At 70.3% G+C, this 26,397-nt stretch carries 28 protein-coding genes, 1 tRNA gene and 1 pseudogene; 21 read left to right on the top strand and 9 right to left on the bottom strand.

Going from position 1 to position 26,397, the window contains the following annotated elements; all coding sequences use genetic code 11:
- The first annotated feature begins 14 nt into the window (after positions 1-14).
- The 5 genes from ACR9E9_RS11425 to ACR9E9_RS11405 all read left to right on the top strand — a co-directional run bounded on the left by ACR9E9_RS11425 (position 15) and on the right by ACR9E9_RS11405 (position 6,713).
- Complete coding sequence (locus tag ACR9E9_RS11425) at positions 15-1,613, top strand: ABC-F family ATP-binding cassette domain-containing protein (RefSeq protein WP_435198610.1); 1,599 nt, start codon at positions 15-17, stop codon at positions 1,611-1,613.
- A gap of 87 nt (positions 1,614-1,700) precedes the next feature.
- Complete coding sequence (locus ACR9E9_RS11420; RefSeq protein ID WP_435198609.1) at positions 1,701-3,368, top strand: nitrite/sulfite reductase; 1,668 nt, start codon at positions 1,701-1,703, stop codon at positions 3,366-3,368.
- Positions 3,365-4,105 carry a phosphoadenylyl-sulfate reductase gene (locus tag ACR9E9_RS11415; RefSeq protein WP_435198608.1) on the top strand — a complete coding sequence of 247 codons (741 nt, stop codon included), beginning with the start codon at positions 3,365-3,367 and terminating at the stop codon, positions 4,103-4,105. Before ACR9E9_RS11420 ends, ACR9E9_RS11415 begins: the two co-directional genes overlap by 4 nt.
- A 10-nt stretch (positions 4,106-4,115) precedes the next feature.
- Complete coding sequence (locus ACR9E9_RS11410) at positions 4,116-4,805, top strand: sirohydrochlorin chelatase (protein WP_435198607.1); 690 nt, start codon at positions 4,116-4,118, stop codon at positions 4,803-4,805.
- 60 nt (positions 4,806-4,865) lie between these two features.
- The gene (locus ACR9E9_RS11405) at positions 4,866-6,713 is read left to right on the top strand and encodes an ABC transporter ATP-binding protein (protein WP_435198606.1); all 1,848 of its coding nucleotides are present in this window, start codon (positions 4,866-4,868) and stop codon (positions 6,711-6,713) included.
- A 4-nt stretch (positions 6,714-6,717) separates the two neighbouring features.
- Here the strand turns inward: ACR9E9_RS11405 and ACR9E9_RS11400 are convergent, their stop codons facing one another.
- From ACR9E9_RS11400 to ACR9E9_RS11390, 3 genes are read right to left on the bottom strand one after another with little or no spacing between them, the layout of a single operon-like run.
- Positions 6,718-7,488 carry an SURF1 family cytochrome oxidase biogenesis protein gene (locus ACR9E9_RS11400; protein ID WP_435198605.1) on the bottom strand — a complete coding sequence of 257 codons (771 nt, stop codon included), beginning with the start codon at positions 7,486-7,488 and terminating at the stop codon, positions 6,718-6,720.
- Positions 7,488-7,700, bottom strand: coding sequence for a hypothetical protein (locus ACR9E9_RS11395; protein ID WP_435198604.1), 213 nt, complete (start codon positions 7,698-7,700; stop codon positions 7,488-7,490). Before ACR9E9_RS11395 ends, ACR9E9_RS11400 begins: the two co-directional genes overlap by 1 nt.
- Positions 7,697-7,981 carry a DUF3099 domain-containing protein gene (locus tag ACR9E9_RS11390; protein WP_435198603.1) on the bottom strand — a complete coding sequence of 95 codons (285 nt, stop codon included), beginning with the start codon at positions 7,979-7,981 and terminating at the stop codon, positions 7,697-7,699. Before ACR9E9_RS11390 ends, ACR9E9_RS11395 begins: the two co-directional genes overlap by 4 nt.
- 133 nt (positions 7,982-8,114) lie before the next feature.
- Here ACR9E9_RS11390 and fabG point away from each other — a divergent pair, with 133 nt between their 5' ends.
- Entirely contained in the window at positions 8,115-8,825 is a 711-nt protein-coding gene (fabG, locus tag ACR9E9_RS11385; protein WP_435198602.1) for a 3-oxoacyl-ACP reductase FabG, read from the top strand.
- The gene (gene fabI, locus ACR9E9_RS11380) at positions 8,826-9,620 is read left to right on the top strand and encodes an enoyl-ACP reductase FabI (RefSeq protein WP_435198601.1); all 795 of its coding nucleotides are present in this window, start codon (positions 8,826-8,828) and stop codon (positions 9,618-9,620) included.
- Positions 9,621-9,629: 9 nt separating this feature from the next.
- Here the strand turns inward: fabI and serB are convergent, their stop codons facing one another.
- Together serB and glgC are read right to left on the bottom strand one after the other, a co-directional pair.
- The gene (gene serB / locus ACR9E9_RS11375; RefSeq protein WP_435198600.1) at positions 9,630-10,328 is read right to left on the bottom strand and encodes a phosphoserine phosphatase SerB; all 699 of its coding nucleotides are present in this window, start codon (positions 10,326-10,328) and stop codon (positions 9,630-9,632) included.
- A gap of 89 nt (positions 10,329-10,417) precedes the next feature.
- Positions 10,418-11,665 (bottom strand): glucose-1-phosphate adenylyltransferase, encoded by a 1,248-nt coding sequence (gene glgC / locus ACR9E9_RS11370; protein ID WP_435198599.1) that lies wholly within the window; start codon positions 11,663-11,665, stop codon positions 10,418-10,420.
- Between the two features lie 58 nt (positions 11,666-11,723).
- Here glgC and glgA point away from each other — a divergent pair, with 58 nt between their 5' ends.
- Positions 11,724-12,920 carry a glycogen synthase gene (gene glgA, locus ACR9E9_RS11365; protein WP_435198598.1) on the top strand — a complete coding sequence of 399 codons (1,197 nt, stop codon included), beginning with the start codon at positions 11,724-11,726 and terminating at the stop codon, positions 12,918-12,920.
- A 10-nt stretch (positions 12,921-12,930) separates the two neighbouring features.
- Here glgA and ACR9E9_RS11360 read toward each other — a convergent pair whose 3' ends face one another.
- Complete coding sequence (locus ACR9E9_RS11360) at positions 12,931-13,698, bottom strand: hypothetical protein (protein WP_435198597.1); 768 nt, start codon at positions 13,696-13,698, stop codon at positions 12,931-12,933.
- A gap of 37 nt (positions 13,699-13,735) precedes the next feature.
- Here ACR9E9_RS11360 and ACR9E9_RS11355 point away from each other — a divergent pair, with 37 nt between their 5' ends.
- From ACR9E9_RS11355 to ACR9E9_RS11330, 6 genes are all read left to right on the top strand, one after another.
- Entirely contained in the window at positions 13,736-14,521 is a 786-nt protein-coding gene (locus ACR9E9_RS11355) for an ABC transporter ATP-binding protein (protein ID WP_435198596.1), read from the top strand.
- A 52-nt stretch (positions 14,522-14,573) separates the two neighbouring features.
- A complete protein-coding gene (locus ACR9E9_RS11350) occupies positions 14,574-15,029 on the top strand; it encodes an NfeD family protein (RefSeq protein WP_435198595.1) in 456 nt (151 codons plus the stop codon).
- 38 nt (positions 15,030-15,067) lie between these two features.
- Positions 15,068-16,144 (top strand): SPFH domain-containing protein, encoded by a 1,077-nt coding sequence (locus tag ACR9E9_RS11345; protein ID WP_435198594.1) that lies wholly within the window; start codon positions 15,068-15,070, stop codon positions 16,142-16,144.
- A gap of 63 nt (positions 16,145-16,207) precedes the next feature.
- Entirely contained in the window at positions 16,208-16,981 is a 774-nt protein-coding gene (locus ACR9E9_RS11340) for a sulfite exporter TauE/SafE family protein (protein WP_435198593.1), read from the top strand.
- A complete protein-coding gene (locus ACR9E9_RS11335; RefSeq protein ID WP_435198592.1) occupies positions 16,978-17,703 on the top strand; it encodes a TSUP family transporter in 726 nt (241 codons plus the stop codon). Before ACR9E9_RS11340 ends, ACR9E9_RS11335 begins: the two co-directional genes overlap by 4 nt.
- A 10-nt stretch (positions 17,704-17,713) precedes the next feature.
- The gene (locus ACR9E9_RS11330; RefSeq protein ID WP_435198591.1) at positions 17,714-18,523 is read left to right on the top strand and encodes a TrmH family RNA methyltransferase; all 810 of its coding nucleotides are present in this window, start codon (positions 17,714-17,716) and stop codon (positions 18,521-18,523) included.
- Positions 18,524-18,529: 6 nt separating this feature from the next.
- Here the strand turns inward: ACR9E9_RS11330 and ACR9E9_RS11325 are convergent, their stop codons facing one another.
- Positions 18,530-19,060, bottom strand: a complete 531-nt coding sequence (locus ACR9E9_RS11325) for a YbhB/YbcL family Raf kinase inhibitor-like protein (protein ID WP_435198590.1) — start codon at positions 19,058-19,060, stop codon at positions 18,530-18,532.
- A gap of 88 nt (positions 19,061-19,148) precedes the next feature.
- On the opposite strand from ACR9E9_RS11325, the gene ACR9E9_RS11320 reads away from it, so the two are divergent.
- The 4 genes from ACR9E9_RS11320 to ACR9E9_RS11305 all read left to right on the top strand — a co-directional run bounded on the left by ACR9E9_RS11320 (position 19,149) and on the right by ACR9E9_RS11305 (position 22,431).
- Positions 19,149-19,580: a VOC family protein gene (locus ACR9E9_RS11320; RefSeq protein WP_435198589.1), complete on the top strand. Its 432-nt coding sequence runs from the start codon at positions 19,149-19,151 to the stop codon at positions 19,578-19,580.
- A gap of 102 nt (positions 19,581-19,682) precedes the next feature.
- Positions 19,683-19,768, top strand: a tRNA-Leu gene (locus tag ACR9E9_RS11315).
- A 753-nt stretch (positions 19,769-20,521) separates the two neighbouring features.
- Positions 20,522-21,304 carry an alpha/beta fold hydrolase gene (locus tag ACR9E9_RS11310; protein ID WP_435198588.1) on the top strand — a complete coding sequence of 261 codons (783 nt, stop codon included), beginning with the start codon at positions 20,522-20,524 and terminating at the stop codon, positions 21,302-21,304.
- A 269-nt stretch (positions 21,305-21,573) separates the two neighbouring features.
- Positions 21,574-22,431, top strand: a complete 858-nt coding sequence (locus ACR9E9_RS11305; RefSeq protein WP_435198587.1) for an NAD(P)H-binding protein — start codon at positions 21,574-21,576, stop codon at positions 22,429-22,431.
- A gap of 104 nt (positions 22,432-22,535) precedes the next feature.
- Here ACR9E9_RS11305 and ACR9E9_RS11300 read toward each other — a convergent pair.
- Positions 22,536-22,706: pseudogene (locus ACR9E9_RS11300) on the bottom strand (hypothetical protein); the annotation flags it as partial.
- 376 nt (positions 22,707-23,082) lie between these two features.
- Here ACR9E9_RS11300 and ACR9E9_RS11295 point away from each other — a divergent pair.
- Complete coding sequence (locus ACR9E9_RS11295) at positions 23,083-23,370, top strand: hypothetical protein (protein WP_435198586.1); 288 nt, start codon at positions 23,083-23,085, stop codon at positions 23,368-23,370.
- 19 nt (positions 23,371-23,389) lie between these two features.
- Here ACR9E9_RS11295 and ACR9E9_RS11290 read toward each other — a convergent pair whose 3' ends face one another.
- Positions 23,390-24,124, bottom strand: a complete 735-nt coding sequence (locus ACR9E9_RS11290) for a flavodoxin family protein (protein WP_435198585.1) — start codon at positions 24,122-24,124, stop codon at positions 23,390-23,392.
- 123 nt (positions 24,125-24,247) lie between these two features.
- On the opposite strand from ACR9E9_RS11290, the gene ACR9E9_RS11285 reads away from it, so the two are divergent.
- Both ACR9E9_RS11285 and ACR9E9_RS11280 read left to right on the top strand, forming a co-directional pair.
- Positions 24,248-25,030, top strand: coding sequence for an alpha/beta hydrolase (locus ACR9E9_RS11285; RefSeq protein WP_435198584.1), 783 nt, complete (start codon positions 24,248-24,250; stop codon positions 25,028-25,030).
- 37 nt (positions 25,031-25,067) lie between these two features.
- Positions 25,068-26,393, top strand: a complete 1,326-nt coding sequence (locus ACR9E9_RS11280; RefSeq protein ID WP_435198583.1) for a M20/M25/M40 family metallo-hydrolase — start codon at positions 25,068-25,070, stop codon at positions 26,391-26,393.
- The last annotated feature ends 4 nt before the right edge of the window (positions 26,394-26,397 follow it).

The raw sequence follows: 26,397 nt of genomic DNA, 5'->3' as shown, positions 1-26,397 counted from the left end.
CAGGAGAATTCCCCGTGATCACAGCTACCGGGATCGAGCTGCGCGCCGGCTCCCGGATCCTTCTCGAGGGCGCGACCTTCCGGGTGGCGCCGGGCGACCGGGTCGGTCTCGTCGGCCGCAACGGCGCCGGCAAGACGACCCTGACGAAGGTCCTCGCGGGTCAGGGCCAGGCGGCGTCGGGTGAGGTGACCTCGACCGGAGGCATCGGCTACCTGCCCCAGGACCCCCGCACCGGTGATCTGAGCGTCACCGCCCGGGAGCGGATCCTCTCCGCCCGCGGGCTGGACCGCATCGTCTCCGAGCGTCGGACCGCGGAGCAGCGCATGGCCAGCGCCGACGCCCAGACCCAGGAACGGGCGATGGAGCGCTTCTCCCGGCTGCAGGAGGAATTCGAGGCCGTCGGTGGCTACGCCGCGGAGTCGGAGGCCGCGAGCATGGCCTCCGCCCTCGGCATCGACGAGGGGCGCCTGGACCAGACTCTCGAGACCCTCTCCGGTGGTCAGCGCCGTCGCGTGGAGCTGGCCCGGATCCTCTTCTCCGGCAACGAGACCCTGCTGCTCGACGAGCCGACGAACCACCTCGATGCCGACTCGATCGGCTGGTTGCGCGACCACCTGCGCAACTACAAGGGCGGGCTGATCATCATCAGCCACGACGTCGAGCTGCTCGAGATGGTCGTCACCCGGGTCTTCCACCTCGATGCCAACCGCTGCGAGATGGACCTCTACAACATGGGGTGGAGCAACTACCTCACCCAGCGCGAGACCGATGAGCGCCGGCGCAAGCGCGAGGTGCAGAACGCGCAGAAGAAGGCCGGTGCGCTCCTGGACCAGGCCGACAAGATGCGGGCCAAGGCGACGAAGGCGACCGCGGCCCAGCAGATGATCAAGCGGGCCGAGAAGATGCTCGCCGGCGTCGAGGGGGAGCGGGCCACCGACCGGGTCGCCAAGCTCCGCTTCCCGGACCCGGCCCCGTGCGGCCGGACCCCCCTTCGCGCCTCGAGCCTGTCCCGCTCCTACGGGAGCCTGGAGATCTTCACCGATGTCGACCTGGCGATCGACCGGGGGAGCAAGGTCGTCGTGCTCGGTCTCAATGGCGCCGGCAAGACGACTCTGCTGCGGATGCTGGCCGGGGTCGATGCCCCCGACACCGGGCAGATCGAGCCGGGGCACGGGCTCAAGCTCGGGTACTACGCCCAGGAGCACGAGAACCTCGACGTGGACCGGACCGTGCTGGCGAACATGAAGTCCGCGGCGCCGGACCTCGGCGAGACCGATGTGCGCAAGGTCCTCGGGTCCTTCCTCTTCAGCGGCGACGACGTCAACAAGCCGGCCGGGGTCCTCTCCGGTGGGGAGAAGACGCGGCTCTCGCTCGCCCTGCTCGTCGTCTCCAGCGCGAACGTACTCCTGCTCGACGAGCCGACGAACAACCTCGACCCGGCGAGCCGCGAGGAGATCCTCGGCGCGCTGGCGAGCTTCAAGGGTGCCGTCGTCCTCGTGACCCACGACGAGGGCGCCGTCGACGCGCTCCAGCCCGAGCGCATCCTGCTGCTGCCCGACGGGGTCGAGGACTTCTGGAACGCGGACTACCGCGATCTCGTCACCCTCGCCTGAGGTCCGCCCCGCGCGACCCCGGCTCCTCGTTCACGTGGTGAGACTCTCATAACGGGGAGTTATGCATTGCATAAGAGCGGGCCTAGTATGGGTTCCGTGACTGTGACGACCCGCCCCACCCGCACCAAGTCCACCGGCGCCTGGGCCGACGGCGACCGGACCCCGCTGAACCCGAACGAGGCGTTCAAGCAGGAGGACGATGCCCTCAACGTGCGCGCACGGATCATCGACGAGTACTCGAAGCAGGGCTTCGACTCCATCGCGCCGGACGATCTCACCGGTCGTTTCCGGTGGATGGGGCTGTACACCCAGCGCAAGCAGGGGCTCGACGGGACGCACACCGGCGAGGAGGGGATTGCCGACTCCCGCTTCATGATGCGGATCCGCAGCGACGGCGGCCAGCTGACGACCGAGCAGCTGCGCACGATCGCGGGGATCAGCACCGAGTTCGCCCAGGACACCGCGGACATCTCGGACCGGCAGAACATCCAGCTGCACTACGTGCGCATCGAGGACGTCCCCGAGATCTGGCGGCGGCTCGAGTCGGTCGGCCTGTCGACGACCGAGGCCTGCGGTGACTGCCCGCGCACGATGATCGCCTCGCCCGTCGCCGGGATCGAGAAGGACGAGATCATCGACGGGACCGAGGCCCTGCTGGAGATTAAGCGGAAGTTCATCGGCAACCCCGAGTTCTCCAACCTCCCGCGCAAGTACAAGACGGCGATCTCCGGGTCGCCGACGCACGACATCGCGCACGAGATCAACGACATCTCCTTCGTCGGGGTCGTCCACCCCGAGCTCGGCCCCGGCTTCGACGTCTGGGTCGGTGGGGGACTGTCGGTCAAGCCGATCTTCGCGCAGCGCCTCGGCGTCTGGGTCTCGGCGGCGGAGGTGCCGGAGGTCTGGGAGGGCGTCACGGGGATCTTCCGCGACCACGGCTACCGCCGGCTGCGCAACAAGGCGCGGCTGAAGTTCCTCGTGGCCGACTGGGGCGCGCAGAAGGTGCGCGACGTCCTCGAGAGCGACTACCTGGGGCGTCGCCTGCACGACGGCCCCGAGGCGACGGTCGCGCCCGGCACCCGTCGCGACCACGTGGGCATCCACGAGCAGCACGACGGACAGGTCTGGGTCGGCGCCGCCCCGATCGCCGGCCGGATGACCGGAACCAAGCTGACCCGCCTCGCCGACCTCGCGGAGGACGTGGGCAGCCGACGCATCCGATTCACCCCCCACCAGAAGGTCCTCGTCCTCGACGTGCCGCCCGCTGCCGCGGACCAGCTCGCCATCGACCTCAAGGAGCTCGACCTCGAGGTGCACCCCAGCGAGTGGCGACGCAATGTCCTCGCCTGCACCGGGCTGGAGTTCTGCAAGCTGGCTCTGACCGATACGAAGAACCGGGCCCGATGGACCGTCGAGGAGCTCGAGAAGCGTCTCCCCGACATGGACGTGCCCTTCAGCATCCACCTCAACGGCTGCCCCAACGCCTGCGCCCGCAGCCAGGTCGCCGACGTGGGCCTCAAGGGCATGCTCGAGCAGAAGGAGGACGGCAGCTACATCGAGGTCTTCCAGGTCCTCCTCGGCGGCTCCCTCGCCGAGGACACCTCCCTGGCCCGCAAGACCCGGGCGCTGAAGATCGCCGGCGACGACCTGCCGGACTACATCGAGCGCCTCGCCCGCACGTACCTCGCGCAGCGCGAGGACAAGGAGTCCTTCGCGCACTGGGTCCGGCAGGCGGATGAGGACGACATCCGATGACGACCTCGGTCGAGAGCGACAAGCTGCGTGAGGTCGCCCGGGAGGGCGAGCAGATCTTCACCGACCTCGAGGAGCAGCTTGGCGGTGATCACGAGGGACGCGTCGAGCTCGGGCGCCGGGCGCTGACCTGGGCGCAGGAGACCTTCGGTGACGGCCTGACGGTCGCCAGCTCGATGGGTGACGAGGTCCTCGTCCACCTCGTGGGGACCACGCTGCACAGCGCGGACGTGTTCTTTCTCGACACCGGCTACCACTTCGCCGAGACGCTCGGCACCCGCGATGCGTACGACGCGATGCTGCCGATCCGGATCCGTACGATCCTGCCCCGGCTCACGGTCGCCGAGCAGGATGCCGAGCACGGAGCGCGGCTGCACGATCGCGACCCCAACCTCTGCTGCGCCATGCGCAAGGTCGAGCCGCTCAACCGCGCGCTCGAGGACCACGAGGCCTGGGTGACCGGGATGCGCCGGGAGGATGCCCCGACCCGTACCGAGACCCCGATCGTCGGGTGGGACGAGCGGCGCGGGATGGTCAAGCTCAACCCGATCGCCGGCTGGACCCAGGATGACGTCGACCGGTTCGCGGCCGAGCAGGACGTCTTCCTCAACCCCCTGCGCCAGAGTGGGTACGCCTCCATCGGCTGTGCCCCGTGCACCCGACCCGTCGCGGAGGGTGAGGACGCGAGGGCCGGTCGGTGGTCGGGGACGGACAAGGTGGAGTGCGGGCTCCACACGTGATCCCCGTCCCGTGACGACGGTCCTCATCGCCCACGGCTCGCCGGACCCGAGACACTCGGCGACCCTGGAGCGCCTGCGCACCCGCGTGGAGGAGCCGTTGCGCCGGGCCGGCCACGGAGAGACCCGCCTGGCCTTCATCGAGCACGACCACCCGACGCCGGGCGAGATCGCCCCGGGCCTGAGCGGTCCCGTCACCGTCGTCCCGATGCTCATCACCCCGGCCATGCACGCGCGCGTCGACATCCCGGCAGCGCTGCGCCGCATCGCCGGCCACGGGGTGGCGACCCGGGCCGTTCCCGCGCTCGGGGGGCACCCCCTGCTCCTCGACGCGATCGACGAACGTCTGCGCTCGGTCGGGCACGACCCGGACCGGGGTGTGCTGCTCGTGGCCGGTGGCTCGAGCTCCGGTCAGGCGGGGCGGAGCCTGTCGCGGCTGCTCGCCGATCACCCCCGGAGGGGGTGGACGACGATGACCCTCGCGGCGCCGCGGGCCGGGGCTGCCCACGGGCGTGTCGTGGTTCCGGCGACACTGGCCGAAGGCGTGCTCCACGACCGGGTGGCGCTGCTCGCACAGGCTGCCGGGTCCCCCTTCGTCGGCGGGGGACTGGCCGACACCGCGGCCCTGGCGGACCTGGTGCTCGAGCGCGTCCTCGACCGACCTCGGCCCCCCGGGGAATCGACGCGGACGAACGGTGGTTGACGCCACCGAAAGGACGCGTGAGAGATGTCGATGAACAATGCCTGGGGGCTCATGCGAAGCATGAGTCGTGACGATGCCGCCACGTCGAAGCCGCTCCCGCCGGGGACCGCCCGCCGGGTCCTCGGCTATGCCGCCCCCTTCAAGCGGACGATCGTGGCCTTCCTCGTCCTCGTGTCCATCGGCTCGATGACCGTCGTCGCCGTGCCACTGCTGCTGCAACGTCTCATCGATGACGGGGTGACGCCGCAGGACCGGGGCGTGGTCATCACCCTGTCGCTGCTCGTGGCGGCGATCGCGATCATCGAGGGCGTGACGACCTTGGTGCAGCGCTGGCTGTCGGCGCAGATCGGGGAGGGGCTGATCCACCACCTGCGCACGGAGGTCTTCGCCCACGTGCTGCAGCAGCCGATCGCCTTCTTCACCCGCGCCCAGACCGGAGCACTCGTGAGCCGGCTGAACAACGACGTCATCGGTGCCCAGCAGGCCTTCACGACCGTGCTCTCCTCCGTGGTCAGCAATGTCATCTCGCTCGTGCTCATCCTCGCGGCGATGTTCACGCTCTCGTGGCAGCTGACCCTGGCAGCCCTGGTGCTCGTCCCCTTCTTCATCATCCCGGCCAAGCTCATGGGCCGGCGCCTGGCATCGCTCTCCGGCGAGCAGATGAACCTCAACGCCGACCTCGGCAACCAGATGACCGAGCGGTTCAACGTCGCGGGCGCCCTGCTCGTGAAGATCTTCGGCCAGCCGGCCCGCGAGGTGACGCAGTACGACGAGCGGGCGGCCCGGGTGCGCGACATCGGCGTGCGGATCGCCGTCAACCGGGCCTTCTTCTTCGTCATGCTCACCGCGATGGCGTCGCTGGCCACGGCGATGGTCTACGGCGTCGGCGGTGTCATGGCCGTCCAGGGCGCCATGACCGTCGGCACCCTGCTCGGCCTCGCCGCGCTGCTCGCCCGCCTCTACGGTCCGCTGACGGCGATCTCCAACGTCCACGTCGACATCCTCACCGCCCTGGTCTCCTTCGCGCGGCTCTTCGAGCTGCTCGACATGCCCTCGAGCATCCAGGAGACTCCCGACGCGCAGCCGCTCCCGAGCGGGGAGGCGCTGTCGGTCGAGCTCGACGACGTGCACTTCACCTACCCCGGGGCGGATGAGATCTCCCTGCTCTCGCTCGAGGGGCGCACCACCGGCGATCGTGAGCAGGGGGGCCCGGTGCTCCAGGGGGTGAGCCTGCGGGCCGAGCCCGGTCAGCTCATCGCCCTCGTCGGACCGAGTGGCGCGGGCAAGAGCACGATCACCTCGCTCATCACCCGCTTCTACGACCCGACGACCGGTGCGGTGCGCATCGGTGGGCGTGACCTGCGCGAGGCGACGCTGGAGTCGGTCGGGGGAACCGTGGGCATGGTCACCCAGGAGGCGCACCTCTTCCACGACACGCTCCGCGGCAACCTCGCGTATGCCCGGCCGGAGGCGACGGAGGCGGAGATGCTCGCGGCGCTCGACGCGGCGAGGATCCTGCCGCTCGTCGCCTCGCTGCCGGCCGGCCTGGACACGATCGTCGGCGACCGCGGCCACCGTCTCTCCGGCGGCGAGAAGCAGCGCTTCGCGATCGCGCGACTGCTGCTGAAGTCCCCGGGTGTCATCATCCTCGACGAGGCGACGGCGCACCTGGACAGCGAGTCCGAGGTCGCGGTCCAGCGGGCGCTCGACACCGCCCTCGAGGGCCGCACCGCGATCGTCATCGCCCACCGGCTGTCGACGATCCGGGCAGCCGACCAGATCCTCGTCGTCGACGACGGCCGGGTCGTCGAGCGGGGCACGCACGAGGAGCTGCTCGCCGCCCACGGCCTGTACACGAATCTCTACGCGACGCAGTACGACGGCAACGTGGAGGTCGTCGGGGGCTGACGCCTCACCCGTCCTCCTCGTCCCAGATCCGCACCTTCTTCTCCGGAGGAGCACCGAGCTCGCCCGTGCGCGCCTCGCGACGCAGGGCGACGAACCAGAAGACGAAGACGGCCGGCACGACGAGCCACCACTGGATCGCGTACGGCAGGTGCGACCCGGTGCTGGTGTCCGGGACCTCGAGGGGCTCCGGTCGGGGCGCTTCGGGCGTCTCCGACTGGAGCGAGACGTAGCCCCCGAGCAACGAGCTGCCGATCTCGTCCTCGACCTCCGGCAGGTTGATGCTCGCGACCTGTCCTGCGGGCAGGTCGCGACCGAGGCTGGACTCTCCCAGGCGGACCCACCCGGTGACCGTGACCTCGTCCTCGGGGGCAGGCGGCACCACCGGGGCGACGTCCGCACCCTTCGGGCTGTTGGGGACCCAGCCGCGGTCGACGAGCAGGTGCGAGCCGTCCGCGAGGCGGAGGGGGACGAGCACCTCGTAGCCGTAGGTCCCGTCCAGGGGGCGGTTGCGCACGAGCACCTGGTCCTCGCCGGCGTACCGGCCGGTGGTGCTCACCCGGGTCCACTCGTCCTCGAGCGCGACCGGGTCGTCCTCGAGCACCTCGGTCGCCGGTGCCGGGTCGGCCTCGTAGTGCGCCTCGACCCGGTCGGCGCGCGCGGCCCGCACCTCGTACTTGCTCCACTGCCACTGGCCGAGCCAGACGCAGGCGAGGGCCACGAGGACGGCGAGGGCGAGCCACCCGAGCCACCTCGGGGTCAAGAGGAGACGCAGCATCAGCCAGCGTCGGCCGGGATCTCGTCGACCCCGCACGTGTGCACGGGGAAGCCGCGCACCGCCAGGTGGTCGCGCAGCACGGACTCGTGCTCGTCACAGGCCAGCCAGACCTTCTGCCGGGACTCGTCGTGGATGCGCGGGTTGCGCCAGAGGACGGCGCGGGTGGCCGACTCACGACAGGCCTTGCGGCTGCACACGAGATCGCTCGTCACCGGGACTCCAGCTCGCGTCGCAGGCGTCGTTGCCCGGCAGGGGTGTCCGCCTCGGAGACGCCGCGCGGGGCGACCGAGTTGACGAGGACGACGGCGATGTAGGGCAGCACGATCGCCAGGGCGACGCAGGTCCACCGCAGCCATCCGTCGAAGAAGAAGGCGCCGATGAAGCAGGCCGTCCGCAGGGCCATCGTCCACAGGTACTGGCGCACCCGACCGGCCTGCTCCTGCTGGAGCGTGATCGGGGCGGTTGTCACCGAGGGGACGGGGGACTGGTGCACCACCTCAGGGTACGCCGGGAGTCTGGGAGCGGGTCCCGAGGGGCGGGCCCGGTTCGGGCTACCGGGGGGTAGTGCTCTAGCGTCGGTACGAGCGTGATCTGACGCACACCCGCAGCGATGACCAAGGAGAAGGATGACACCGCGCCGAGTGCTCGTGACCGGAGGCAACCGTGGGATCGGAGAGGCCATCGCCCGCCGGATGCTGGCCGATGGCCACCAGGTGGCCGTGACCTCCCGCTCCGGGGACCCCGTGGAGGGCCTCGACGTCATCGCGTGCGAGATCACCGACAGCGACTCGGTCGACGCCGCCTTCACCGAGGCCAAGGACCGGCTCGGGGGCGACATCGAGGTCCTCGTCGCGAACGCGGGCATCACCAGGGACACCCTGCTGATGCGGATGTCCGACGAGGACTTCTCCGCGGTCGTCGACACCAACCTGCACGGCAGCTTCCGCTGCGTGCGCCGGGCCGCGACCGCCATGGTCAAGGCGCGCTTCGGGCGGGTCATCCTCCTCTCGAGCGTCGTCGGGCTCTACGGCTCGCCCGGCCAGTCCAACTACGCGGCGTCGAAGTCCGGCCTCGTCGGCATCGCGCGCTCGATGACGCGCGAGCTCGGGGCGCGGGGGATCACCGCGAATGTCGTCGCTCCCGGGTTCATCGAGACCGACATGACGGCGGAGCTGCCGGAGAAGACCCGCGCCGAGTACCAGGCCGCCATCCCCGCCCGCCGTTACGGCCAGGCCGGCGAGGTCGCCGCGGCGGTCTCCTTCCTCGCCTCGGACGATGCCGGATACATCTCCGGGGCGGTCGTCCCCGTCGACGGTGGCCTCGGGATGGGGCACTGAATGGACCGCACTTCCTCCACCCCCGTCGAAAGGCAGCTCATGCTCACCGGTAAGACCTTCCTCATCACTGGCGTCCTCAAGGAGTCGTCGATCGCCTTCCACGTGGCGCGCATCGCGCAGGAGCAGGGCGCGCAGGTCATCCTCACCAGCTTCGGCCGCACCGCGAAGATCACGAAGACGATCGCCAAGCGACTGCCGCAGGAGCCGCCGATCGTCGAGCTCGACGTGACGAACGAGGAGGACCTGGCGGCGCTGTCCGAGCGGATCGGCGAGCACACCGAGCGTCTCGACGGTGTGCTCCACTCGATCGGCTTCGCCCCGGAGGGCGCCTTCAGCTTCCTCGACGCGACGTGGGAGGACGTCTCGACCGCGGTCCACGTCTCCGCCTTCTCCCTCAAGGCCATCGGGGTGGCGGCGTTGCCCCGGATGTCGGAGGGCGGGTCCGTCGTCGGACTGACCTTCGACGCGAGCTTCGCCTGGCCGGTCTACGACTGGATGGGCGTGGCCAAGGCGGCCTTCGAGTCGACGAGCCGCTACCTGGCGCGTGATCTCGGGCCGAAGGGGGTCCGCTGCAACCTCGTCGCCGCCGGACCGATCCGCACGACCGCGGCGGGCTCGATCCCCGGGTTCTCCCAGTTCGAGGAGTCCTGGGACGGCCGCGCACCGCTCGGCTGGGACGTCGGCGACCCGGTGCCGACCGCCAAGGCCTGCGCGATGCTCCTGTCCGACTGGTTCCCGGCGACGACGGGAGAGATCATCCACGTCGACGGCGGCGTGCACGCGATGGGGCTCTAGCCCCACGGCTCAGGCGAGGGGGTGGGAGCCCTCGTCGTCGGCCTGGGGCAGGGGCTCGATCCCGAGGAGGTCGAGGACCCGACGCAGGTCCGGCTCGTCGATGGCGGCGTCGGCCTGCTCCCGCACGGTCGGCTTCGCGCAGAAGGCGATGCCCAGCTGGGCGGTGGCCATCATGTCGAGGTCGTTGGCGCCGTCACCGACCGCCACCGTGCGATCGGTCTCGACGCCCGAGCCGGCCGCGAGCCGGGTGAGGAAGTCCGCCTTCGTCGCCCGGTCCACGACCTCACCGAGGACCGCGCCGGTGAGGTGGCCGTCGACGACCTCCAGGGTGTTGGCCCGGATCGTCTCGATGCCCAGTTCCTCGGCGAGCGGTGCGACGACCTCGGTGAAGCCACCGCTGACGAGGCCGACCACGTGGCCGGCCTCGATGAGGGTCGTCACGAGCGTGCGAGCGCCGGGCGTGAGGCGTACCGCAGAACGCACGGCCTCGAGCACGTCGATGGACAGGCCCTCGAGGGTGGCCACGCGGGCGTGCAGGCTGCCGGCGAAGTCGAGCTCACCGCGCATGGCCGCCTCGGTGACCCGGGCGACCTCGGCCCGCGTTCCGGCGTGCTCGGCGAGGAGCTCGATGACCTCGTCCTGGATGAGGGTGCTGTCGACGTCGAGGACGAGGGCGATCGGCCCGACGCCGGGCGGAAGGGCGGTCACGCGCGACGCGGGAGGCGCTCGAACGCGGGTCGAGGCCGAACGTCCCCGCTGTACTCGATGTTTCCGTGGCTGCGTGACATGGCGGCAGTCTAGGACGCGTCGAAGACGTGCCCCTTGCCGACCACCGTGATGCCGGACTCGCTCACCTGCAGACCCCGGGAGAGGTCCTCCTCGCGGTCCACGCCGAGTCGCATGCCGGCGGGGATGCGCACTCCCTTGTCGACGATGACGCGCTCGAGCTCGCAGTGCCGGCCCACGTCCACCCCGTCGAGCAGCACGCAGTCGCGCACGGTGCTGTAGCTGTGCACGAAGACGCCGGGGGAGAGCACCGAGTTGTCCACGTGCCCTCCCGAGACGACCACGCCGGGGGAGACGATGGAGTTGGTCGCGCCACCCGCCCGCTCACCGTCGGCGTGGACGAACTTCGCCGGCGGGTACGGGCCGTGGTTGGTGTTGATCGGCCAGTCGTAGTTGTAGAGGTTGAACACCGGCACGACGGAGGTCAGATCGAGGTGGGCGTCGAAGTAGCTGTCGATCGTCCCGACGTCGCGCCAGTACCCGCGGTCGCGATCGCTGGCGCCCGGGACGGTGGTGTCCGCGAAGTCGTAGGCGTGCGCCGTCCCCCGCGCGACGAAGGCCGGGACGATGTCCCCGCCCATGTCGTGGGCGCTGTCGTCTCTCGCGTCGCTGCGCACGGCCTCCATGAGGGCCTCGGTGCTGAAGACGTAGTTGCCCATCGAGGCGTAGATCTCCTGGGGTGCGTCCGGCAGTCCCCGGGGGTCGGTCGGCTTCTCCCGGAAGGCGCGGATGCGACGACCGTCCTCGGCGACCTCCATGACACCGAACTGGTCCGCCGTGTCGATCGGCTGCCGGATCGCGGCCACGGTGCACTCGGCGCCCGTGTCGAGGTGCTGGGCGACCATGTCGGAGAAGTCCATCCGGTAGACGTGGTCGGCGCCGACGACGACGACCACCTCCGGCCGCTCATCGGTGATCGCGTTGAAGGACTGGTAGATCGCGTCCGCACTGCCCGTGTACCAGCTCTTGCCGCGCCGTTGCTGCGCCGGGACGGGGGCGACGTAGTGGCCCAGCGGTGAGGCCATGCGCCACGCCTGGCTCACGTGGCGGTCGAGACTGTGCGACTTGTACTGGGTGAGGACGATGATCTTCGCGTAGCCGGAGTTCACGACATTGCTCAGGGCGAAGTCGACGAGTCGGTAGATGCCACCGAAGGGCACCGCGGGCTTGGCCCGGTCCGCGGTGAGGGGCATGAGGCGTTTGCCCTCGCCGCCGGCGAGCACGACCGTCAAGACCCTGGGTTGCCCACGTCCGGCCATCGGGTACTCCCTTCGCTCTCTGCTGACGAATGTAGCCGCTGCGACCTACGCTGTGCAGGTGCGCGTCGACATCCTGACCAAGGAGTACCCGCCCGCCGTCTACGGCGGTGCCGGAGTGCACGTCGCCGAGCTGACCCGGGCGCTGCGCGCGCAGGGTGGCACGGACGTGCAGGTGCGGTGCTTCGGGGAGCCGCGGGACGAAGGGGGGACCACGGCCTACGCGGACCCCGCCGGCCTGGTCGGGGCGAATGCCGCCCTGACGACGATGGGCGTCGACCTGGCGATGGCGGCGGACTGCGGCGGCGCGGACCTGGTCCACAGCCACACCTGGTACGCGAACTTCGCCGGGCACACGGCCTCGCTCCTCCACGGGATGCCGCACATCGTCTCCGCGCACAGCCTCGAGCCACTGCGCCCGTGGAAGGCCGAGCAGCTCCGCGGCGGATACCGGCTCTCCTCGTGGGTCGAGCGGACGGCCTACGAGTCGGCCGCTGCCGTCATCGCGGTGAGTCACGGAATGCGCTCGGACATCCTGCGCAGCTACCCCGACATCGACCCCGGCCGCGTGCACGTGGTGCACAACGGGATCGACGCACACCTGTGGCAGCCGCACGCGGACGAGGACGTCGTCCGTCGCCACGGGGTCGACCCGCAGCGGCCGTCGGTGGTCTTCGTCGGGCGGATCACCCGGCAGAAGGGTCTGCCCCACCTGCTGCGCGCCGCTGCCGAGCTGCCCCCGGAGGTACAGCTCGTGCTGTGTGCCGGGGCACCGGACACCCCGGAGCTCCTGGCGGAGGTCGAGGAGCTGATCGCCCGGCTGCGCGAGCAGCGCGACGGGGTCGTCTGGATCCCGGAGATGCTCCCGCGACGCGAGGTGATCGCCCTGCTCACCGCGGCGACCGTCTTCGCGTGCCCCTCGGTCTACGAGCCCCTGGGCATCGTCAACCTCGAGGCGATGGCGTGCGGGCTGCCGGTGGTGGCCACCGCGACCGGCGGGATCCCCGAGGTGGTCGTCGACGGCGACACCGGGTGGCTCGTGCCCATCGAGCAGGTCCAGGACGGCACCGGGACCCCGGTCGACCCCGAGCGCTTCGAGGCGGACCTGGCGGTGGCCCTGACCGAAGCGGTGACGCAGCCGCGGCGGGCGGCCGAGCGCGGTACGGCCGGTCGTGACCGGGCGATCGCGCAGTTCTCCTGGGCGAGCATCGGCGACCGCACCATGGCGGTCTACGACTCGGTGCTCGACCGCTCCTGAACCGGTGCGCTCACCGCGTCGGCACCCACCCGGCGAAGGCCGCGCACGCAGCATTGGCCGCGTCGGCGAGCGCCCGCTCCGCGTCGCGGTGCAGGGACCGCAGGGCGGTCGAGCGGTGGTGCTCGTGGGTCGCGGAGAGGGCCGAAGAGAGCGCACGGGAGCTCTCCTGGCCCAGGGAAGCGGCGAGCGAGAGCGTGGCCGCGAGGCCGATGACCTTGCGGGCCTTGTCCGGAAGCGTGGGCGGCAGCGCCCAGTCCGTGCCCAGACGCTCATCGACGAGGTCGCGGGCGAGCTCATCCGCCCACGGACGACCGCCGATCTCGTCCAGCTCGTTGATCGCGACGAGCATGCGACGACGCAGCTGCCGCTCGACGTCGGAGTGGTCGAGCGCCTCGAGACGATGGGGTGCCACCGGGTCGGCGTCGTGCGCCATCCAGTCGATCCGGTGCCCCTCGGCGCCGGCCGAGCCGAAGGTCGAGTGCTCGGGCACGAGCACACCGCCGAGCGCGGGGACGAAGAGTGCCTCGCCCGCCTCGAGCGCCGCATCGGTGGCGACGGGCCCGCAGCGGGGGAGCCCGGCGAGGTCGCCGGGGCCGGGGAGCGCGACGAGCAGCGCCGACTCGCCGAGGTCGTGCCAGAGGCGCACCTGCTCGAGGAGACCTTCGGTGTGGTCGACGTCGGGGAGGGCCTGCTGGAGGGCATGCGTCAGGGTCGTGCCGCCGGACCACGCGTGGGTGACCCACAGGGCGACACGGACGGAGGCGGGGAGTTCAGCCATCTCACCGAGGATAGAGGTCGGCGGTTAGGGTCAGGGCATGAGTGATGTCCTCGCCCTCGCTGGTGCCACCGTGGTCCGTGGCGGCTCGACGCTCCTCAGCGACATCGACTGGGAGGTCGAGGAGGGACAGCGCTGGGTCGTCCTCGGCCCCAACGGCGCCGGCAAGACCACGTTGCTGCAGCTCGCCGCCGCACGGATGCACCCGACCAGGGGTGTCGTCGGCATCCTCGGCGAGGTGCTCGGTGCGGTCGACGTCTTCGAGCTGCGACCGCGGATCGGCCTCGCCTCGGCAGCCCTCGCCGACACCATCCCCCGGCGGGAGCGGGTCGAGGACGTCGTGGTCACCGCCTCCTGGGGCGTCGTGGGTCGGTGGAAGGAGAGCTACGACGAGCTCGACCACGGCCGCGCGCACGAGCTGCTGGGGCTGCTCGGTGTCGAGCACCTCGTCGGACGGACCTTCGGCACCCTCTCGGAGGGGGAGCGCAAGCGGGTCCAGATCGCGCGTGCGCTCATGACCGACCCCGAGCTGATGCTCCTCGACGAGCCCACTGCGGGGCTCGACCTCGGCGGGCGTGAGGACCTGGTCGGTCGACTGGGGGAGATCGCCGCCGACCTCGAGGCACCGGCCGTCGTCATGGTCACCCACCACGTCGAGGAGATCCCGCCGCACTTCACGGACGTCCTCCTGATGCGCGACGGCGAAATCGTCGCCCAGGGACCGATCGAGCTGACCCTCACCGAGGCCAACCTCTCGGCGACCTTCGGTGTCGACCTGGTGCTCGAGCAGCACGGCCAGCGCTGGGCGGCCCGAGCACGCGCCTGACGCAGGAGGAAGCCCCCTGTCGAGGGGGGACGACGACGAAGGAGTGACGGTCATGGAGTGGCTCTGGGACAACCTGTGGCTGGTCTGGGTGGGTCTGGCTTTCGTCCTCGTCGCGGTCGAGGCCGCGACGGTCGACTTCGTCTTCATCATGCTCGGCGGGGGAGCGCTCGCCGCGGGTCTCGCCGCCGCCCTCGGCGCACAGCCGACCGCCCAGGTGATCATCGCGGTCGTCGTGGCGATCCTGCTCATCGGCGCCGTGCGCCCCATCATCAAGCGCCAGTTCACCGACACCGAGGCATCGCGTGACATCGGATCAGCGGGCCTCGAAGGGCGGACGGCCCGCACCCTCGAGACCGTCACCACCACCGACGGTCGGGTGCGACTGGCGGGGGAGACCTGGAGCGCCCGCGTGCCCCCGGGGAGTGCGTCGATCGAGCCCGGCGAGGAGGTGCGGGTCCTCACGATCGACGGCGCCACCGCCGTCGTGACGAACCAGCCCGTGACCTGACGCGATCCGTCGGACACGCCAACCGAAAGGGACATGCCATGGACAGCATCGTCATCCTGATCTTCCTGGCCGCGCTGCTGGCCTTCGCGCTCGTCATCCTCTTCAAGACGGTCCGGATCGTCCCGCAGCAGACCTCCCTGATCATCGAGCGCCTCGGGCGCTACGCGCGCACCCTCGAGGGTGGCATCCACATCCTCGTCCCCTTCGTCGACAAGATCCGGGCGAGCATCGATCTGCGCGAGCAGGTCGTGAGCTTCCCGCCCCAGCCGGTGATCACCTCGGACAACCTCGTGGTGAACATCGACACGGTGATCTACTACACGGTCATCGACTCCAAGCGGGCCGTGTACGAGATCGCCAACTTCATCCAGGGAATCGAACAGCTGACCGTCACGACGCTGCGTAACGTCATCGGTTCCCTCGACCTCGAGCAGACCCTGACCAGCCGTGACCAGATCAACGGCCAGCTGCGCGGGGCCCTCGACGAGGCGACCGGCCGGTGGGGCATCCGCGTCAACCGGGTCGAGCTCAAGGCGATCGACCCGCCGATGTCGATCCAGGAGTCGATGGAGAAGCAGATGAAGGCCGAGCGGGACCGTCGCGCGGCGATCCTCAACGCCGAGGGGGTCAAGCAGTCCCAGATCCTCACCGCCGAGGGTGAGAAGCAGTCCGCGATCCTGCGGGCCGAGGGCTCGGCCCAGGCGAGCGTCCTCGAGGCCCAGGGCCAGTCGCGGGCCATCAAGCAGGTCTTCGACGCGATCCACCGAGGCAAGCCGACGCAGAAGCTCCTCGCCTACCAGTACCTCCAGGTGCTTCCGCAGCTGGCCCAGGGTGACGCGAACAAGATGTGGATCATCCCGAGTGAGCTGACCGACGCGCTGCGGGGCATCGGTGGGGCGCTCGGCGGTGGCGACGGGGACGGCCCGAAGGGCGGTCTCGACGCCGAGGACTGGGTCGACCCCGGTCCGGAGGAGAAGAACGCCTTCGACGAGACCGCCCTCGAGGACCCCGACGAGGCCCTCGCGGAGGCCCGTGGTCAGGCCGGGCAGGCGTCGCGAGAGGCCACGGAGCACGCCACGCCCGCCTCGCGGGTCCAGCCCGACACCCCGCGCTGAGCCACCCCCGCGGCTCGACCCCGCTGACCGGACACCCGGCCCGGCCCGTCTAGTGTTGGCCGGGTGTCGTGGCTCGAGATGGGTGCAGTGATCCTTGCCGGGGTGTGGGCGGGGGCCATCAACACCCTCGTCGGCTCGGGGACCCTCGTGACCTTCCCCGTGCTCCTGGCCTTGGGAACCCCCGCCATCACGGCCAATGTCTCCAACTCGATCGGTCTGGTCGCCGGTGGGGTCAGCGGCAGCCTCGGGTACCTGCCCGAGCTGAAGGGGATGGGCACTCGCGTCCTGCAGCTGATGCCGATGTCCGTCCTCGGCGCGATCATCGGGGCGCTGCTCCTGCTCTGGCTGCCCCCGGAGGCCTTCGAGTCCATCGTGCCCGTGCTCATCGCCGTCGGCATCCTTTTGGTGATCTTCGGTCCGCGGCTGCAGGCGTGGTCGCGTGCCCACCACGAGGAGGGCGGATCGATCCCCACGGGGCACCTCATCGCCCTCATGGCCGGTGTCCTCGTCGCGGGTGTCTATGGCGGCTACTTCGGGGCCGCCCAGGGCGTCATCCTCATCGGTCTGCTCTCGGCCCTGTCCACCGAGCCACTCCAGGCGCTCAACGGGCTGAAGAACGTCCTCGGTCTCGTCGTCAACGCCGTCGGGTCGATCGTCTTCCTCGTCACCGCGCCCGAGCTCGTCGACTGGGGCATCGCGGGCCTCGTCGCCGTCGGTGCCGTCGTGGGAGGTGTGCTCGGCGCCCGGTACGGGCGGCGCCTGCCACCCAATGCCCTGCGTGCCGTCATCGTGGTCGTCGGCGTCGCCGGCCTGGTGAAGTTCGTGTTCTTCCCGTGATCGACTGGATCGACCCGACACTCCTCGCCCTGGGACTCGCCGTCGGCATCGGTGCCTTCGTCCAGTCCTCGATCGGTTTCGGGACCGGGGTGGTCGCCGCCCCTTTCGTCGTCATCATGCAGCCGGAGCTCATGCCGGCATCCCTGCTCGTGTGCACCTTCGTGCTGCCCTTCGTCCAGCTGTCGAGCGTCCCACGCACCGTCTCGTGGCGGCCGCTCGGCTGGGCCCTGGCGGCCCGTCTCGTGGCGACACCCCTGGGGGTGGTCCTCGTGGCCAAGACCTCCGCAGACGCCATCGCGCTGGCCGTCGGGGTGCTCATCCTCGTCACCGTCGCCGCCTCGCTCGTGGCCGTGGACATCCAGGTGACCCGGGGCAGCGCCATGGCCGCAGGGGCCATCAGCGGCGTGTCGGGGACCGCAGCGTCCATCGGCGGGCCCTTCCTCGCCCTCGTCCTCCAGCACGAGCCCCCGGACCGGCTGCGCGCGACCCTCGCGGTGTTCTTCATCGCCGGCACGGCGATGGGTCTGGCCGGGCTGACGATCGCCGGGGAGATGACCTGGGTGCAGCTGCGCGCCGGGCTCCTGTGGCTGCCCTTCGTCGTCCTCGGACACATCGTCGCCGGCCCGGTGCGCTCCCGGATGCCGGCCGCGGCGGTGCGAAGGGGGGTCCTGGCCTTCTGCGTCATCGCCAGCGTCAGCGTCATCGCCCGCACGGTGATCTAGCCTCCATCCCGTGCCGATCCTCATCACCGACCCTGCCGACGAGCGTCTGCGCGACTTCGTCGGGCTGACCGACGTCAAGCTGCGCCGGGTCCTCGAACCCGCGGGCGGCCTCTATCTCGCCGAGAGCGAGAAGGTCATCCGCCGGGCCCTCGCCGTCGGCCACCGACCTCGGGCACTGCTCATGGCGGAGCGCTGGCTCACCGACCTGGCCGACGTCGTCGCGGACGTCGAGGCCGAGGGGGTGCCGGTCTACACGGGCTCCGCCGAGGTCATCGAGGGCATCACCGGGTACCACCTCCACCGAGGGGCGCTGGCCTCGATGCACCGTCCCTCGCTGCCCCCGCTCGAGGACGTCCTCGCCGGCGCACGCAGGGTCCTCGTCATCGAGGACGTCGTCGACCACACCAACGTGGGTGCGATCTTCCGCTCCGCGGCCGCGCTCGGCACCGATGCGGTGCTCGTGACCCCCCGGTGCGCGGATCCCCTCTACCGGCGGGCGATCCGGGTGTCGATGGGGACGGTCTTCCAGGTGCCGTGGACGCGCATCGAGCCGTGGCCGGCGGGCCTCGATGACCTGCGTGCGGCGGGCTTCACCGTCGCCGCCCTCGCGCTGACCGACGACGCGGTGGGGTTGGACGAGCTCGCCAGCGACCCTCCAGAGCGGCTCGCGCTCATCCTCGGGACCGAAGGGGACGGGCTGGCCCGTCGGACCCTCGGACGGGTGGATCTCACCGTGACGATCCCCATGTCGGGCGGCGTCGACTCGCTCAACGTCGCGGCGGCCGGGGCGGTCGCCGCGTGGGAGCTGCGGGTGCGCTGACGCCGCTCAGGCCCGGTACAGGCCCGTGATGGTCGCGCGCCCGATCGTGTGCGGTAGGTAGGTGAAGGCCGCCACCGTGCAGGAGACGCTGTCATCGATGCCCAGGTCGTCGGTGTCGAGGGCGTGGACGGCGAAGACATAGCGGTGGGCGATGTCGCCCTCCGGCGGGGCGGCGCCACCGAAGGCTTTGGTCCCGAAGTCGCTGGCGGTCATGAAGGCGCCCTCGGGCAGCTCGGCACCACCCTCGGCGCCGGCCCCCTCGGGAAGGGAGGTCGTCTCCGCGGGGAGGCCGACGACCGTCCAGTGCCAGAAGCCCGCGGGGGTCGGGGCATCCGGGTCGAAGCAGGAGACGGCAAAGCTCTTCGTGCCCTCCGGGGCGCCCGCCCATGACAACTGGGGGCTGCGGTCGCCTGCCGAGTTCACGTGAGCCTCGGGCAAGGTGGCCCCGTCGGCGAAGCTCTCGCTCGTGACCTCGAAGGACGCGGTCGGGGGGAGCAGGTCGTAGGGGGCCGGGGCAGTCGGTCGCGTGAGGTCCATGTCCCCGACCCTAGGTCGTGTGGCCGACGCGTCAAGCAGACGGCGCGGACGGGTCACCTTTGACGCGGCTACCAACGAAACCCTTGCCGTGAGGAGCCCGACCCAGCACTATGTGCAGATGCTCCCCGGACGCACACCGCCCCACGACTACTTCGGCACCGTGATCGGCACCCCCGACCCGCGGGGCCTGGCGCGGTTCTACGCGGAGGTGCTCGGGTGGCGGATCCACAGCGACGAGGATGACTGGGCGACGATCGCACCGGAGCGGGCCCACGTCTATCTCGGTTTCCAGATCGAGGAGGAGCACGCGACGCCGGTGTGGCCCTCGGGTCCGGGGGACCAGCAGATGCAGATGCACCTCGACGTCGAGGTCACCGACCTCGAGGCAGCGGTCGCCGAGGCCGTTCGCCTCGGCGGCACCGTTGCGCCACACCAGCCCCAGGACGAGGTGCGGGTCATCATCGACCCCTCGGGCCACCCCTTCTGCGTGTACGTCTCGCCCAGCGACGAGGAGGACTGAGGGCGAAGGGCGGATCCGCGGGCCGGATTTCTTCCAGGGGGCATCCGCGTGTAAAGTTTCTCGTCGTTGCCCGGTGGCTCCCCGCCGCCGGTCGCACCACTCGTCCGGGTGGCGGAATTGGCAGACGCGCTAGCTTGAGGTGCTAGTGTCCGTATTAGGACATGGGGGTTCAAGTCCCCCCTCGGACACAGAAAACACGAGGCTCACCATCATGTGGGCGTCGGTGCACAAAACCTCGGTCGGATCACGGATCCGACCGAGGTTTCGTGTTTTCGGGGTCTGGGGTCGTCGCAGGCGGCCTGTGGAGCGCATCCAGGCCGCTTCCGATGCGGACGGGGGGCCTGAACGGTGTGGACAGGGGGAAATGTCCGTCGCCCGCACGTTCCGGTGACCTTCGGGTGGTAGTGCTGGTTCGGTTGTTCGTCGCTCGTCGCGCTCGGTCCTGGGGTGAGGGACCCCGGGGCGGGGCCGGTCGGTAGGAGATGGCTCCGACGAGCCAACGAGATCCTCACGACGAGCGCAGCGTTCTTCGCCCGCCGCGGAGCTCGACCTCAAGATCAGTAGCAGTGCCCACCGAGGACGCGGCCGCCGTCGGTGCGGTCTGTGCGCGACGCAGAACTGGTTGAGGACATCAAGGTCGCCGACAAGGCGAACCCGGGTCCGCGTCACATCCGAGTACTCCCCTCAGACACCCGTCCCGACAGGGGCTGGTTCAGGTATTCGAGCCTCCACGACCCCGGGCGATTCACACGGACCTCGGGTCGTCGATGAGGCCGCCAGCCCCATCCCCGGCCCATCCCCGGACAGATCACCGGACGGGTAGTACGGGATGCTGCGCGAGCCGTGCCGGCATTTGTGCAGTTCAGCGGTGGGTGTGCCCAGTGAAGGTTCCTCCTGCGGTGTCGAACGCGATTGGCCCCGCGTGGGTTAGCGTTCCTGGTGTGACGTTGAACTACGTAAGGCGAGGGAGTGGCAGGCCGCTGTTGCTCGTGCACGGTCTGGGCGCCGGGTGGCGGTCCTGGTCCCCGATCCTCGATGAACTGGCCGAGCGCCGTGAGGTCATCGCCATCGACCTCCCGGGGTTCGGCGAGACGCCGCCGTTGACCGGCGAGGTCTCGATCTCCAGCCTGACCGACTCCGTGGTGGACTTCATCCGCGAAGAGGGCTTGGACGGGGTGTCGACCGTCGGCCAGTCGATGGGTGGCCGAATCGTGCTCGAGCTCGCGCGGCGGGGCGTCGGCGGAGACACCGTGGCGTTGGACCCGGGCGGCTTCTGGAGCGACCGCGAGCTCGCCCTCTTCGGCGCCACGCTGCGCCCGTCGATCACTCTGGTCCGAGCGCTGCGAGGCATGCTTCCCACACTGCTCGGCAACCCTGCGGGAAGGACTCTGCTGCTGGCACAGTTGTCCGCCCGGCCTTGGGCGCTCTCGCGCGAGACCGTGCTTCCGGACGTGCGCGGGCTGGCCGACTCCCCGGCGACTGGAGCTGCGATGGACGCCCTGACCCACGGGCCCAAGCAAGGAGGAGCGCCGACTGGCACTGTGCCCGGCCGTGTCACGATCGGTTGGGGTCGTCGTGACCTGGTCACCCTTCCGAGACAGGCCGCACGTGTCACGGAGCTGTTCCCCGACGCAGTGCTGCACTGGTTCGAGCGATGTGGTCACTTTCCACAGTGGGACGCACCGCACGAAGCGACCCGACTGATTCTCGACAGCACCGATTGAGGTTCGCTGCTCCGACATGCCGACGGCCGCACCCGTCGCCGTGTGGGGATCCGCTTGCGGTGAGCAGATACCTCGGTTCAGGTCTTCGGGGAGCCCTTCGAGCGCCGCCATGTCCAGATCGTGTCCGTCAAGTGTGAACCCTGCCAGCCCAGCAGTGCTGCGATGACCCGGGCATTCGTCGCACGACGTTTCATGGCTCGACCCTGGCTACGGTGTTGTCGTCACCTTCCGTCTGTCCCCAGCTTTGCGATCATCCTTGAGGAGATCCCGTGCGCGTTGCCGTCACCGCCGCGAGCGGCCAGCTCGGCGCCGCTGTCGTGGCCGCTACCGTGGTCGAGATCGGTCCTGAGAACGTCGTGGCACTCGCTCGCACACCGACCAACGCGCAGAATCTCGGCGTCGAGGTACGCCCAGGGAGTTACGACGACCCCGCTGAGCTGGAGCGGTCCCTGGTGGGCATCGATCGGCTGTTGCTCGTGTCCGGTATGGCTCCCCCCGACCAGCGCGTCGAACAGCACCGCAACGTCATCGGCGCGGCCCGAACCAGCGGCGTGCGCAAGCTCGTTTTCACCGGCGTCCAGGGCCCGTCGAGCGGGACCGCGTTCTCTCCCATCGTGCAGTCCAGTCTGCAGACCGAGGAACTGGTGAAGGCCTCCGGGCTCGACTGGGCGATCGGCCGCAACGGCATCTACATCGAGCCTGACGTCGAGTACGCGAAGACCTATGTCGATCGGGGTGAGATCGCCAACTCCGCCGGCGACGGGCGGTGTGCCTACACGACACGGCCCGAACTCGGCTTCGCCTACGCCCGGCTGCTCACTCGCTCCGACCGCGACGGTGAGACGTTGAACCTCAGCGGGGCAGCCATCACTCAGGCCGAGCTCGCTCGCTTCCTCACTGGCGCGTTCGGCACCGAGATCGACTATCGCTCCATGAGCGTGGAGGACTACCGCGTGGAGCGGATCTCGGAGCTTGGCGAGTTCATCGGGTCGGTCATCGCCGGCATCTATGCAGGGATCCGCGAGGGTGCCTACGACACGGCGAGCGACTACGAGGCTGTCGCGGGCCGTCCCCATCAGCAGTGGAGCGACTACTTCGGCAGACTGATCAGCCGCCCTCCGGGGTGAGCGCTCGCCCCGCTCACCGCAATGGGCCCACCAAACCCACGACGACGCGCACCGCGGAGGCTGTCACGACCGGGTCTCTGGCCGCCAACGGCGCATCGTGGCGCTCATCTCGGCTGACCCGGTGAGTTGGGCTCCCTCCGGCTCGGCGAATCGGCGGCGCGGCTCAGGGGCGCGGGCAGGTGCCGCTCGGTCCAGGAACCGATCGCGTCCTGTGGTGCGGTGACGCTCTGGCCCACCTCGGTGAGCGGATACTCGACCTGCGGTGGACGCATCTGGGCGAGGACTCGGGCCGTCCGTGTCCTGCATGTTGTTCAAACGCTCACCTGTGGTGAGTTCGTTGCGTGACGGCCGAGCCGTGCCGCGCGGGGTGCATCAATGACGTGCACCGAGAGCCATCTCGTCATGATCGGACGGGCTTGCCCTTCGCGTCCTTGATCACCAGCTCCGTGCGGTCTACTCAGGCACGCACGCACTCACGCGCACGGACGGTCGCTCACCACCGGTGCTCCTTCGTGGTGCGGATGCCGAGACGGGTCTCCGCTGCCACCACCCCTGGCAGCGCTGCGGGACGTGGACCAGCGACCGGGCGAGATCGGGACCGTTCATTCGGCAATTGTGGTTGGATCGAAAGGTCGAAACCCAGAACGAGTCATGAAGGAGAAGTTGATGTTCTTGCGCAAGCTCGCATTGTGCGTTGCCGTTGTCTGTCTACCGCTGCTCGGGGCGGCGCCCGCGTCGGCCGATCCGCCACGACCCGGGTGCGGTTTCGGTGACGAGAACCACAGCCACCAGGCGGCACCGGGTCGGGACCCGATGAACCTGCGACCGGGGCAGGGCAACGGCGACGCCAACCACCCGCACACCGCACCCCCCGGCCAGGCACCGGAGGACGGCGGCGACCAGAGCGGACCGATGCGAGGCTGCACGGCCACCCCGTGACCTGCGTCGTGGAGGCGAACTACTCGGTGCCCGCCACCGGCTTCGGCTCGACGTAGCCGAACAGTTCACCGTCCGCGAGCGCGTTGCGGTCGTTGCCGTAGGTGGGCAGGCCTCCGGCCCGGTTCAGCAGGTCCGCGGTGTGCATGAGGTTCCAGCTCATGATGGTGGCATTCCGGCGCGTGAAGGCACTGTCGAAACCCACCGGCTTCTGGCCCTCGCGGGGATCACCGTACGACGGGCCGGGACCGACCTCGCCGAGCCAGCCGACATCGGCCTGCGGCGGGATCATCAGCCCGAGGTGCTGCAGGGCGAACAGCAACGACATCGAGGTGTGCTTCACGCCGTCCTCGTTGCCGGTGATGACCGCACCGCCGACCTTGCCGTAGTACACGGACTGGCCGCTCTCGTTGAGCTGGCCGGACATGGCGTAGAGGCGTTCGATGAAGCGACGGCACACGGAGGACTCCTCGCCCAACCAGAGCGGGGTGCCCAGCACGAGGATGTCGGCGGCCTCGACGCGGGGCCACAGCTCGGGCCACTCGTCGCTGGAGGCCCCGTGCTCGCGCATGTCCGGTTGTACCCCGGGGGCGATGTCGTGGTTGACCACGTGCAGCCGATCCACCTGGACCCCCGCGCCGGACATGAGGTGGTCGACCACGTCCAGCAACCGGCCGGTGTGCGAACGCTCCGGGTCGGGGGTCAAGGAGCAGTTGACCAACACAGCACTCAGGTTCTCGTAGCGAGGGGCGTCCACAGGTAACTCCTTCGGGTGAACCAGCGATTCGGGGGACCCCGATCCCCACCAGTCTGACACCGGAGAGCGGCAGCCACGGCGCCACCGTGAAGGTGCCGCCGCCGACTTTGACATGCTCGGGCGATGGACACCGAGGAGATCACCTTCGAGGGCACGGGCGGGGAGAGCCTCGTCGGGTCGCTCGACCGGCCACCCAAGGAGCCGGAGGCCTACGCGCTCATGGCCCACTGCTTCTCCGGGGGCCGCAACCACCCGGCGACGCGCCGGGTGTCGGCGGCGCTGTGCGAGAGGGGCGTCGCGGTGCTGCGGTTCGACTTCACGGGCTTCGGGGACTCGGGTGGGGAGTTCGCGGAGTCGACCTTCACGTCGAATGTCGCGGACATCGTGCGCGCCGCTGACTGGATGCGGGCCGAGCACGGCCCCCCTTCGCTGCTCATCGGCCACTCGCTCGGGGGAGCGGCCGTCATCCCCGCCGCGCGCGAGGTGCCCGAGGTGACCGCGGTCGTGACGATCGGTGCACCCGACGACCCGGGACACGTGGCGCACCTCTTCGCGTCCGTCCTGCCGGAGGTCGAGCGCGACGGGCGGGCCGACGTGGTCCTCGGCGGCCAGCGGGTGACTGTCTCCCGCGAGTTCCTCGAGGACGTCCGCTCGGTCGACATCGACTCCGCGGCCGCTCGCCTCGATCGCGCGCTGCTCGTGATGCACTCGCCGCACGACCAGGTGGTCGGGCTCGCCAATGCCGAGGCCATCTACCGGGCGGCGAGGCACCCGAAGTCCTTCATCAGCCTCGACGGGGCCGATCACCTGCTGACCGGGGCCCGGGACGCCGCGCGGGTCGCCCATCTCATCGCGGTGTGGGCCGATCCGTACCTCCCCGAGACGTTCACCCCCGAGATCGACTGATCCCGCGGGCGGCGGGCGCACCAACTACCCTGCGGACATGAGCGAGATCACTGCGCCCGAGCACGAGGTTGTTCGCATCTGCCGCGACCTGCTGCGGATCGACACGAGCAACTACGGCCCCGGACAGGAGGGCCCGGGGGAGCGAGAGGCCGCCGACTACGTGGTCGCGGAGCTGCGCGAGGTGGGTCTCGACCCCGAGGTCTTCGAGTCCGAGCCCGGCCGCACCACGGTGGCCGTCCGCGTCCGCGGTGCCGACCCCGACAGGGGTGCGCTGTGCATCCACGGTCACCTCGACGTCGTCCCGGCCCACGCCGAGGACTGGAGCGTTCCCCCCTTCGACGCCGTGGAGCGTGACGGCTGCCTGTGGGGTCGCGGGGCCGTGGACATGAAGGACATGGTCGCGATGATGCTCGCCTCCGTGCGGCACCTCGCCCGCACCGGCACCGTCCCGCCGCGGGACCTCCTCTTCGTCTTCTTCGCCGACGAGGAGGCCGGGGGAGTGCTCGGCAGCCAGTTCATGGTCCGGGAGCACCCCGAGGTCTTCGACGGGGTCACCGAGGCCATCAGCGAGGTCGGCGGCTACAGCGTCACCGTCGAGGACGCGAAGGGGGAGCCCCGCCGCGCCTACCTGCTCCAGACCGCGGAGAAGGGCATCGCCTGGCTGCACCTGCGGGCGACGGGGACCGCCGGCCACGGGTCCGTCCCGACGAGCGACAACCCGATCATCCACCTCGCGGAGGCCATCGCCCGCATCGACGCCCACAAGTGGCCGCGCGAGTTCATCGCGTCGGTGCGGGGTCTGCTCGACGGGCTCGCCGAGGTGACCGGGATCGGGTACAGCGACGAGGACGCCGAGGAGCTGTTGGCCCGCATCGGGCCCGCCGCCGGATTCGTCCGCGGCGCGCTGCAGGACACCGCGAACATCACGATGCTCGACGCCGGGTACAAGCACAACGTCATCCCGCAGGAGGCCACCGCGGCCCTGGACTGCCGCTTCCTGCCCGGCCACGAGGACGACCTCATGGCGACCATCCGCGAGCTCGCGGGAGAGCACGTCGAGGTCATCGTCGACCACCACGACATCTCGCTCGACTCGCCCTTCGAGGGGGACCTCGTCGACCGGATGAAGGCGGCCCTGCTCACCGAGGACCCCGAGGCGACGATCCTGCCCTACTGCCTCTCCGGTGGGACGGACAACAAGGCGCTGTCGACGATCGGGGTCACGGGGTACGGCTTCGCGCCCCTGCGGCTGCCGGCCGACCTCGACTTCGCACCGATGTTCCACGGGATCGACGAGCGGGTGCCGCTGGAGTCCCTGGAGTTCGGCGCCCGGGTGCTGTGGCGTCTCGTCGAGGACTGCTGAGGGA

This window comes from Janibacter sp. GS2 (assembly GCF_051200835.1).
GTDB lineage: Bacteria > Actinomycetota > Actinomycetes > Actinomycetales > Dermatophilaceae > Janibacter.
This window is presented reverse-complemented; position numbering and strand designations above follow the sequence as displayed.

Excerpts from the sequence above, each read along its gene's own strand:
- glgC (WP_435198599.1), bottom strand. The coding sequence starts at position 11,665 with ATGGCCGGACGTGGGCAACCCAGGGTCTTGACGGTCGTGCTCGCCGGC.
- fabG (WP_435198602.1), top strand. The coding sequence starts at position 8,115 with ATGACACCGCGCCGAGTGCTCGTGACCGGAGGCAACCGTGGGATCGGA.
- ACR9E9_RS11285 (WP_435198584.1), top strand. The coding sequence starts at position 24,248 with ATGGACACCGAGGAGATCACCTTCGAGGGCACGGGCGGGGAGAGCCTC.
- ACR9E9_RS11345 (WP_435198594.1), top strand. The coding sequence starts at position 15,068 with ATGGACAGCATCGTCATCCTGATCTTCCTGGCCGCGCTGCTGGCCTTC.
- ACR9E9_RS11400 (WP_435198605.1), bottom strand. The coding sequence starts at position 7,488 with ATGCTGCGTCTCCTCTTGACCCCGAGGTGGCTCGGGTGGCTCGCCCTC.
- ACR9E9_RS11280 (WP_435198583.1), top strand. The coding sequence starts at position 25,068 with ATGAGCGAGATCACTGCGCCCGAGCACGAGGTTGTTCGCATCTGCCGC.
- ACR9E9_RS11405 (WP_435198606.1), top strand. The coding sequence starts at position 4,866 with ATGAGTCGTGACGATGCCGCCACGTCGAAGCCGCTCCCGCCGGGGACC.
- ACR9E9_RS11295 (WP_435198586.1), top strand. The coding sequence starts at position 23,083 with ATGAAGGAGAAGTTGATGTTCTTGCGCAAGCTCGCATTGTGCGTTGCC.
- ACR9E9_RS11350 (WP_435198595.1), top strand. The coding sequence starts at position 14,574 with ATGGAGTGGCTCTGGGACAACCTGTGGCTGGTCTGGGTGGGTCTGGCT.
- fabI (WP_435198601.1), top strand. The coding sequence starts at position 8,826 with ATGGACCGCACTTCCTCCACCCCCGTCGAAAGGCAGCTCATGCTCACC.
- ACR9E9_RS11420 (WP_435198609.1), top strand. The coding sequence starts at position 1,701 with ATGGGTTCCGTGACTGTGACGACCCGCCCCACCCGCACCAAGTCCACC.
- ACR9E9_RS11415 (WP_435198608.1), top strand. The coding sequence starts at position 3,365 with ATGACGACCTCGGTCGAGAGCGACAAGCTGCGTGAGGTCGCCCGGGAG.
- ACR9E9_RS11355 (WP_435198596.1), top strand. The coding sequence starts at position 13,736 with ATGAGTGATGTCCTCGCCCTCGCTGGTGCCACCGTGGTCCGTGGCGGC.
- ACR9E9_RS11360 (WP_435198597.1), bottom strand. The coding sequence starts at position 13,698 with ATGGCTGAACTCCCCGCCTCCGTCCGTGTCGCCCTGTGGGTCACCCAC.
- ACR9E9_RS11325 (WP_435198590.1), bottom strand. The coding sequence starts at position 19,060 with ATGGACCTCACGCGACCGACTGCCCCGGCCCCCTACGACCTGCTCCCC.